This is a genomic window from Mesorhizobium sp. M0663 (genome assembly GCF_040320585.1).
Taxonomy (GTDB): domain Bacteria; phylum Pseudomonadota; class Alphaproteobacteria; order Rhizobiales; family Rhizobiaceae; genus Mesorhizobium.
Map to the genome: position 1 here is coordinate 1 of NZ_JAMYPX010000067.1, position 10,440 is coordinate 10,440.

The following is a 10,440-nucleotide window of genomic DNA, read 5'->3' on the forward strand; positions in this document are numbered from 1 at the left end:
CCTTCATCCGCCGTCCTCTCTGTTCTGTGGCCTACACCACATCACCTTGGCACATTGCGATGCCGTTAGGGGAGGACGGCAACCACCCCATCTGCCAAGCGACAGCAGCAACGCACTGCATACGCTCGCAACGGATCGCGCCGAGTATGACCGGTCGGCAACGCTTCACTTCGCGTCCTGGAAGGGCGAAGGCGAGTCCGCCCTCGGAGATTGGGAACTGGATGGCTCGGTGCAACCAGGCAGCGGCGCCCTTGGGCGCGCGTCAAGAGTTGCGGGGTGCTCAGCAAGGCGCCTTATGCGAGGGGCCTACCGGGCTGCCTTCAGACTGGACGGGCCTCCTTATCGGCGCTCGCCAAGATACTTGATGGCCTAGCTCGGTTGAAGTCTGCCCCGAAGGGTTAGGTGAAAGATCCAAAGAGGTGGTCGTTATTCGTTGCATGCCGAATACCCCGCGCAGCGATCGGATCTGGCATGATCGCCTGCTGCCCAAGCGAACACGCAACGCCTGTACAAATAAAGACCGCGCGAAGCCTTCTGTCGCATGTTGGCGAGGTGGCGTTCATATCCGACGAGGCGGCATCGGCGGGAGCGTGGTGCCCACGTTCGCAAACGACTGACTAGTCAACCCAAGAATGATGAGGAGGGGGGCGCCATCTCGGGTTGTGTCGTGTGAGCCTATCGACGTAGTGCCTATGACGACATTCTTCGACCAAACCACAGAACTTCCGTGTACGGTTTCTGTACATTGGATTCCATAATTACCTGATTTTGTTGATTTGTTCGCCCAATCCATCACGGCTTATGACGCACAGGTGTAGGCAAAATGGATGGCCCAACGCGCACACGGCTCGCCGATTTGCAGCGCGTCTGTGCGAATTGTCACCGCATCGTTCATCGCGAAATGCTCCGACCGAACTGGGATATGAATCCACTCTGAGGTTCAAAAATCTGCGATCGAAGTGAACCTCAATGAAGTCAGGGTGCGGTGGGTGGACATCCAGCGATCGCGGACTTTATCAGCAAAAGATCGGCTTGGGAAAAATACCTACTGCATTCTGCCAGAGTTAGATCACGGTTGACGACGCGCGAAACCAAGTCCATGGCGCGACCGGTTTCAAGCGACCAGCGTATGAGGCGACCACTTTCAAGAATCGCAAGGCTCCCCTCTTCCCCTGGAAAAAAGCCCACCAATGCTGTTCCGCCTTCCATTTTGTCGGACAGGATGGCTTGTTGGAGCGGCTGGCGTCTCAGGTCCCAAACGCGAATTGCCCCATCATTGCCGGAAAAGCTCAGCAGGTTCGACGCAGAATTGAAGGCCACACTCCCGGCTCCACCTCCAACATGGTCAGCGGCGCCTGCCTGGAGAACAATCCGATCCCATGGCTTCTCGCCACACAAGTGGAGGGCAACCACAGAGCCTGTCGTGGATGATGCTGCTAGCCAGCATTCATCAGGACTGGACGCAATTGACGCCTCGCCTGTCGCGAGCTCTACCGGCGCCGCTCCAGCCTTATTTGTAAGGTCGAATATCTGGGCTCCGCCCAGGGCCGCTGTCGCAATCCACGGTTTCTTTGAGCCAAAAACCACGGTCGACGGCGTGTTGGATACAAGGGGAGCTGTCGCCTCTACACTTCCGCCGGTACCAGCAAGATGCCACGCTCTGGTCGCGTGAAAATCGCTGGTAACCAGCCATTTTCCGTCTTGGCTGAAGTCGGCAGCGGCAATTCGTTCAGCCGTGCCCTCAAGATTTATGCCCACATCCGCAGGTTGATCTCCCGAAATGTCAATAACAGAAGCACCGTAGTCATTCTGTATCACGATACGATCTTGCTGCCATATCTTCCCATACATCGTGTACTTCTGCGGACCCACCAATTTTCCATCCAGTAAAATTGGATTTTCTTTCGGATTGTCACGCTGGAGATCGAGCAACTCCGTTTGATCACCCTTGCCCACAGCAAGCCAGCGGCCATTCTCGCTAAACATAAAGGTATCGCCCTTCAGTTCGACTGCGCCCGCTTGGAGACCTGCGGCCGTACGAAACAGTATGGCAGACCTGATTGGACACACATCCGACGCGAGCAATTGCTGCACGTGCGCTAACAGCCACTTTCCCCCTGGGCTAAAGCGGATATCAAAAGCTGGCTCGGCCAAGTGGAATTCTTCAGCTTCGCCCTGTGAGGCAATGTTCTTCATAAATATGGAGTGCTCTTCAGGGCAACCCACGCCACTGGAAACGAGCTTCAGGTCACCGTAAGAAGCGATCCAGTGGCTATCATCACTAAAGATGCTCCTGGTGCCGAAATATCCCTCTCCTACGGCCTGCAGACGGGGCAACTGATTGGGCTCGTCGGCCCGCTGTTTTCCGAGTAAGATTGGTCCCTCCTCGGTTTTAGCAGAAATCCACGAGCCATCGGGGCTAAAGCGCACATAATTGATCGCTTCATCGCCCTTCTCAAAAACCGGTTCTTTGACCCCCGTTAGGGCCCCATCCTGAACAAAGGGGACCCAGTCCGGAAGAAATCTCCAAAGCGCCGATGATCCATCCTCGGCGACGCTAATGAGCCAACTGAGGTCATCGCTCACCGCAAGGTCGGTGACAGGCGACTCGTGCCACAACAGCACAGCAGGGGCCGAAGCAGGCGCATCGACCTTCAGCTTCGCGATTTGGATGCTTCCGTTTGGTGGCCGGTCAGGATGACCTGTGCGTCTCCCCCCCCCCGATAAAGCGAGCCACCGTTGCACTTGTGTCGGTTTGAAAGCGGGTGACGTTCGGCAGATTGCGATCCTCCGAAAGGTGCCACACGTCCAACCCTGGAGACCGAACGAGGAGCCAGTCGCTCCCTTTGCTGAATGCGAAATCCTTGGCTTCATCGCCAAACAAATCGAAATGCGGGAAATCAGGTGCGGCCCCGGTAAAAAACAACAAAGGCCGGCGATCTCTGTCCATGGAAACAAAAATCCGCCCGGTGACCCCCTCGTCTGAAATCAATTCAGGCTTCGCTAGGAGCCAATGGCCGTCCGGGCTGTATTCAAGTCGACCCATGGAGACATTGTGTTTGAACGACAAAACCGGGGATACGAGCGGATTGCGTTCAGACAGTGCCCATACTCGCACAAATCCATCCGCCGATCCCACCGCCATCTTGTTGTCGGAGCTAAACGCCACAGCTGTAACGGCTGCGGGGGCGGTGTTGCCGGCGGGGTCCTGTTGATCGCCAATATCTTTTGAAAAGCTGTATGGGACCGGCTTTCCTCCATCTTTCGGAAGGTACCATAGTCGAGAGCGGTCTCCGGGGCTCTCGCTAATCAGGAGCCATCGACCGTCGGGACTGAATTTGATCGGCAGGTCACGTGCAGACGAAGCCGGCATGCTTGCCACCAGCTCCGGAGACGGCCTCCTCAGAAACCATATCTCCGTTGATTCTCCTCGGTGCCGCGTGACAAAATATTCCCCAGTAGGACTAAAGGTAATCAGTTGGGGATGTATCCGGGGATAGATGATCAACTCGTTTGCGCTAAAAGCCGTGAGGGGAATTTCAAGCGGAGATGGCGGTTGCGATGACAGATCCCAGATTTGAGCGATCGGCTCGCCGGGCTCGGCATTTGCGGAACCGGACGGACCATTCTCCCCCACCACAAAGATCCATCTCTCGTCTGGACTAAACAACGCCAATCGGCTTTCTGCGCCAGCTGGTGTCAGAATCGTGGGCGCGGCCGGCATTGCTTTGAAATCTTTGAGATGCGCAATGCTGTTGTGATCAAATGATACCAACCACCGCCCGCCAGGGCTCACGGAAATTTCCTTTGAATCTGAGGGGGCTCCTTGAGTGAACGCATTTGGGGACGAGCCAGACAAATTGAAGGAGGCAACAGATCCATTGTCAGCCGCCAACGCAATCCTGGTCGCGTTGGCGCTCACAGCAACAGATGCAGCGCGCTGCCTCCCAGCCAGAAGCGGTCTGCCTTTGACACGCGCCAAACCGACAGCCAAGGCGTTAGCGGATCGTGTTTCAGTTGGTTCGTCAGCCTGTGTTGAACTGACTGCCGCCTTCGACAGAAGCAGGCTTCGTTGGGGAAAGTCAGGCATGGCGGCATCCGCCTCGGAGGAGAGGAGGCGCGAGACCGCGACGCGCGCCGAGCGTTCGGCAGCTTTCTGATTTTCGGAAGCTATTTTGGACTGATTATTTGCGTAGAGGGCAGAGCCAAAGGCACCTACTGCAAAAATCAGCAAAGCTGCAATCGCAGACCATCGAATCGCCGCGTTCCGTCTCATCCGCTTGAGCCCGGCAACCGCAAAATCGTGTTCGATGCTGTTCAGCCCGGGAGAAGGTGCGGCTTGCAGATCTTTGATCAGTGCGACGCGAGCTGGATCGTCCCACAAAGTGCTGGCATTTCCCGGATTCTGCCATCGTCGAGCGTCAAATGTCAGACGACGCAGCGCCGCTATACGTTCTGCGTCCTCCCTTACCCACCCTTGCAGTCGGTTCCACCCACGTATCAGCGCATCGTGGGCAAACTCAAGATAAGATTGTCCGCCAGCTTCGTCCGTTACCACCAGACGCTTTTCGACGAGGCGGTTCAAGATGTGGTTGATACGCTCTTGCTCCGCTGGTTCGCGGACGTCCAGTTCCCAACGGGGTACGCGACGTCTCGTGAACTCGCCACCTTCGACTGAAACGAATCTTTCGAGCACACGCCTTGCAGTATCGAGCAGCGTTCTGTTTCGGTCATCGACGACCTGATTTGCCCCGACCTGAAGCGAGCCGACGACACCACCTTTCAGAGCGTCGTAGTCGGCCTGCGTGAGAGCCCGATCGGTACCTCGGCGTTGCAAATAGCTCATGTACATTTCGCTGAGCGCGAAAGAGAGCAGAGGTAGCCCACCGGGCATATTCACAACTTCGTTCACCAGCTTGTCGACCAATTCGGCTGACTCAAATCGCATGGCCTTTACCGCAGCGGGCCCCTCGATGACGCGACGTAACTCGTCTTGGGTCATTTGCGGAACAGCGTATCGGGCCGTTGGCCAACGATCCTTCAATGCCGACTGCTGAAACTGCGCATCGAATTCGGAGCGCACGGTGAAGACCACTTGAAAGCCACGGTCGGTATTGTCGAGAGCGTTCGCGATCAGTTCGATGAATGCTTGAGCCGCCTCCTGGGTTTTTGCCGCCCTCCATAGTGAAGAGCTCTTCTGCCTGATCGACGACCAGGAGAAGTTCCCGATTTTCGGGCTGCCCTTTTACCCACGCTGTAAGGGAAGTCTCATCGGTCCGCAGAGCATTTTCATCGGGTGATGGCACGTCGCCTGGTAAAGCCTTCAACGCCGCGGCAAGACTGGCAAACGCCGTCGTTCTCGATAAACCCGGCCGCATGACGATCGGGACAAGTTTGTCGCCGAGCACACGTTTCAAGCGAGGGAGCAGGCCCGCCCGAACAAGGCTCGACTTGCCAATCCCAGATGGACCAGTGAGGAAAATTACACGCTCGCGGGGTGCCGGGGGCTTGTCGTCTGTCGCGGGTTTCCCCAACAATCGCTGGGCCAAGCTATCGCCGGCGTCGCGGCGCCCGTAGAATATACCCTCATGCTCCTCTTCATAGACCTCAAGGGATCGCCACGGGTTCGCATCGCGGTCCAGGGGAGGCGCAGGAGGAAGTTCGAGATTTCTGCCTGGCACCAAGAAGACGAACTGGCCTTTGTCGTCTTTGTTCAAAGACCACAAGATCGGCGTCTGTCGAAATGCGGCGTCTGACCGCGGCAACAACGCCTCCACCAAATAAAGATAGAGCTCCGTCGCAGTGATGACGCCATCACCCATTTGCCCGACCGGCGCCCGATCGGCGGCCCCCTTTAAGCCAGCAATAAGCGCTGCAGCGAAAGGTGAATGCCCCGCAAGATTTTCCCTTATGCCGAGCGGCCGCACCACTGCTTCATCCAGAGCCTCCTCGTCATGCGAGGCGGAAGCCATCGCCTGCCATGCTTTGTCGCTGATGAACCACTTGTATCGTTCCTGGTACAAATGCTCCGGAGCCAGCGCCAGATGCCGCGTGCTTGCCCATTGCAAAGCACCGCCAAAACAGCAGTCGAGAATGATCATCATGTGCCGGCAGGGCAGCGCCGACAGTGCGGCGTTGAGCTCCAGCATGGGCAGGTAGCTCGCGTCGGCGTATAGCCCTGCATCCTGGGGCAAAATGTAGCCGATTGGGCCGGTGTTGCTCGGCTTGGCAATGCCGTGGCCAGCAAAATAAAATAGCACGCGATCCTCGCTGCCCACTTGGTCTGGCAGACGGGAAAGAAAGGTGCGCAACCCTGGGAGGGTGGCACCGGAATCAAGCAACAGCTGTGTCTCGAAGTCATGATCCTGACGCAGGCACTCGGCCAGAGCAGTCGCGTCGGCGACCGGTGTCTGCAGTCGTGGGATGCCATTCTCGTAGCGATCGATCGCGACAATGAATGCGAGACTGCGACTGAAGCCGTCCATTCAATGACCTGAACTCGGAAGCTTGGATCGACAGCAAAGAGTAATCGATAAATATTCTTAAGCCGATCGCCAAAAAACGCAAGCGCCATGAACTACGAAACCGAAGCAACACCGACGTCTATTGCTGCATACTGCTGTAAACAAGAGGTTGCGTCAACCCAGCACTCTTTCGGAGACCGAGAAACTCTAGCTGGTGGTCCGCCTAAATCGAACGATGGGAAGGGATGCGTATTTTGGCAGATTTAGGTCAAGGCACGATAGTCCATGTGAAAACGAGCTCATCCCGAGGCAAAAGAGAGCGTCCTCGCGACATTCCCGAGCGTCTGGCTTACTTGTCTAGCCACAGCTCGTGCCGGTAGGAACGGAGAACCTTGCGCGCTCGGCCGTGTCAAGCTCGCGCCCCGCCATCTTGCATGCGGCTGCAACCCACTCCGACTCTCGCAAGGAAAGGGTCACTGCTCGCCTCATCGATGCAAGCACCAGGCTCAGGACCTGCCCGTCTGGCGAGAAGGCCGCGATATTCCGGTCATAGTCATTGGTGGGCACACCGTCGCCAAGCGGCTGTAATCGTGCTGCATCCCAAAGCTCGATTGTCAGTCCGTGGACGCCGCCTTCCGTCTTCGCCACCTTGCCGTTGGGTACCCCAACACCTTCAACAACGAAATATCTCTGGTCTTCGGATATCGCCAGTATTCTTACGGGCCCAGAGAAGCGATTGAGATCGCCCGAGGCGAGCTTACCCGTTTGCACGTCAAGTCGAAACAGGCTGTGACGTCCCGTGAGTGCAGAGAGGTAAAGCCAATCCTGGCTTGTCTTCATCCACCCGATCAAATCGGCCGATGGAATGACAGCGTTGAACCTGACTTGACCGGAGTTCGAGTCCACACTTTGCACTTCGCCGCTCGTAGCCGATCCTGCGAACAGAGATTCGCCGTCGATCGAGAGGGCGATGTTACGGATCTTGAACGGAGTGCGAGCCAATGCGCGCCATTCATTCTTGTCGATCTGATTTACCCAAATCTCGTTGCTTTCGTCCAAAACAGCGATCACCCGCCGCTTGTGCTTGTCATACATCACCTCCGTCGACGCTGAAAACGCCTGTCCGGGCGGCGAGTGAACAACGGCGACTTGGCTGAGGTCCGTGTTCCAAACAAGGAGGTCTCCGCTCTTCGTCAAAGCAAAAATGCTCGATCCATCTGCAGTCGCTTGAGGCCGAAGAGTAAGGTCGCTCTGCAGATCGACATGCCCTCTGCCGGCCTTGCCTTGATTGTCGCACGGTCGACGCTCGACAAAGGCCTGGCTCGTAACAAGCATGAAACATCGTCCGTCTGCCCAGGTCGTCAGGAGAGGCTCTACATCACCCTCTATCGCGACAGCCGTCCCCGAAATGAAACTCTCAAGAGAATATTCGCCGAGCTCGCCGTCGATAGTGCCAAGGAGCAATGTCTGCTTCTGGTCGTCAACCGCAAGGGATGAAACAAAGGTCGGATCAATCCTGAGAATTTCCCGCGACCATTCATCGCCTTTCCTGACGCGATACTCAGTTCGATCATATCCCGTGGGCATGTCTCGCGTCGAATAGAACGCAATATCCGGCGTCATCCTTCCGATCTCCGCAGGATCGGCGATTGGTGCTAGATCAAGGCATGATTCTGCTGGCCCGCCGGTAGAGATATTCCAGCACAGAAAGCCCTGCTTGCCCTGTTCGGTGGACTCGGTCGACTGGCGCCCCTGCTCCACGCCCAAGGCCGCGATGATCAGACCGTCACGGTCGTCTACTTCCAGGCCGACAAACGTATAGCCTTGCGGCGCCGGACCGCCCAGCTGGCGCCAGCCTTCTTTCGCCTTCAGCCAGACGCCGCCCCCCGCCATGAGTGCAAGAACCTGGTCATCACCTGCCCTGAGCCGGGCATCGGTGGGATTCTCCACTGGAAGTCGTTCGGTTGCTACCTTGGCTCCGGAGGACGAGTCGACAGTCATCAACCCACCGTCCGCCGTTGTGACGTAAACGAGCGAACTGTGAGGATCACCGGCCAAACTGGTCGCACCTTTCATCGTCAGGGTTGTAGCGATCTGAGCTTGCTTGGAATCGGGGTCGAAATTGTAGATCTCAATCAGGTCGCCCCTCCTGACGACGAGGCGCGTCTCGCCAGATGCGACGAGAAAACCATCGAAGCCGTCATGAACGCCGGAGACAGGCTTGGCATCACCATTTCCAGATTCCGGTATCCAAAATAACAGTTTGCCGGAGTTTGCGCTCGACCGTGTCACAATGGTCTGGTTCGCCAAGACGACCAGATCGCCAATCGCGCCGTTTGCACCGTGCAGCAGCCGAACCAGGCGGGGGCGCTTCGTTAGCGCCGAGAACAACGCAGCCCTCGACTCGAAATTGGACTCAAGCCGGGAGGAGGCGACCGCAATCAGAAGCGACTGATCCACTTGGGTGGCCAGTTGCGAAGCGAGTGCCAAGCGATTTGCTTCGCTTCGCGTTCGCTGCTGATTGGAGGAATAAGCAAACCAGACGGCGCCAATGGTCAACAGCGCAAGCACCAGAACTGTGGCATCCCGGATGGCGCGGTTCCAACGCGCGCGTCTTATGCTCCGGTTCGCGAACTCATTTTCTATCTTGTTCAGGCCAGGTGAAGTCGTTGCCTGCAGTCTCCTGATGGCATCTAGCCGCGCGGGGTCAGACCAGAGAAGCCCCGCATTCTTCTTGGGCGAGCTTGCCCATCTTTCCGCTTCGGGCGTCAGCCGGCGCAGGTCGGCAATGAGGGGGGAATCCTCCCGAACCCAGGTGAGGAGCCGGTCCCAACCAAGGATCAGAGCGTCGTGGGCGAGCTCAAGGTATGCTCTGTTCTCGATCTCGTCGGACACGACGAGGCGCGCCTCGACAAGACGCTCGAGTATGCTGTTCACCCGGACCTGGTCGCGCGGATCCAAGACCTGAAACTCTGCTCGTGTTACCCGGCGCCTGGCAAACTCGCCAACATCGACGGAAACAAAACGTTCGAGAACGCGTCTGGCTGTGTGCTGATATGAATCGAAGGCCCCCTTCACCTCGGCGAGGAGATCATGCAGAAGGGACGACCTTGCCTCATGTGCCAAACGAAGCATCTGTTCGCCGTCATGTGTTCGGGCGATCAGGCCCGCGTACTCCATGCGCGCTACAACCTGCTCAACGCGGGCTTGCTCCGCCGGGTCCGTCATCCCAAGCCCATGAACCGCCATTCCATGAGTGGAGTTCGACGATAAGAGGTGCTCAAGGACGCGGCGTGCCGTGTCTTCAAAAGGCTTGTCCCAAACGCCGACCAGTTCGTTTGCGTGAACCCGGAGCGACCCCGTGACGCCTCCCTCAAGGGCCTGATAGTCTGCGTCGGTCAATATCCTGTCGTTGCTCCGGCGCTTCAGATAGTTGTTGTACATCTGGCTGAGCGCGAAGGAGAGCAGTGGTAGCGCACCCGGCATCTGGATTACTTCGTTCACCAGGTCATCGATCAGGTCGCTCGGCTCGAAGCGCATCACCTTTACGGCGGCCGGACCTTCAATGACCCGCCGCAGTTCGTCCTGTGTCATCGGCGGAACCAGGAAGCGGGCTCGCGGCCAGCGCGCCTTGAGCGGTGACTGGGCGAACTGTGGTTCGAACTCGGAGCGAACCGTGAACAAGATCCGCAAACGCCCGTCGCCCTCCCTAAGCGCGTTGTCGACCAGCCTAAGATAACCCGCTGTCACCGCGTCATCGCGGTTCATGGTGATCAATTCCTCTGCCTGGTCGACCAGAAGCAGTATCCCGCCCCGCCTGGACATCATCTTAACCCAGGTCGCCAAAGCACTCGGATCGGACCTCAGCGATGCCTCATCCGGTGCAATGCTTCCGGGAGGTGTCGCGGCCGCAAGAGCCCGTGCAAGACTGGCGAATGGCGTCGGGCCGGGCCTGACGACAATCGGCTCGAATGAA

At 57.5% G+C, this 10,440-nt stretch carries 3 protein-coding genes and 1 pseudogene; all 4 read right to left on the reverse strand.

From position 1 onward, the window contains the following. Positions 1-975: 975 nt before the first annotated feature. Positions 976-2,745, reverse strand: coding sequence for a WD40 repeat domain-containing protein (locus tag NKI54_RS35710; RefSeq protein ID WP_352694529.1), 1,770 nt, complete (start codon positions 2,743-2,745; stop codon positions 976-978). After that, a complete protein-coding gene (locus tag NKI54_RS35715) occupies positions 2,693-5,230 on the reverse strand; it encodes a WD40 repeat domain-containing protein (RefSeq protein WP_352694531.1) in 2,538 nt (845 codons plus the stop codon). The genes NKI54_RS35710 and NKI54_RS35715 overlap by 53 nt, the downstream gene beginning before the upstream one ends. Further along, positions 5,190-6,485 (reverse strand): annotated as a pseudogene (locus NKI54_RS35720) (caspase family protein); the annotation flags it as partial. The pseudogene NKI54_RS35720 and the gene NKI54_RS35715, both read right to left, overlap by 41 nt. A gap of 336 nt (positions 6,486-6,821) precedes the next feature. Further along, entirely contained in the window at positions 6,822-10,427 is a 3,606-nt protein-coding gene (locus NKI54_RS35725) for an nSTAND1 domain-containing NTPase (RefSeq protein WP_352694533.1), read from the reverse strand. Between the last annotated feature and the right edge of the window lie 13 nt (positions 10,428-10,440).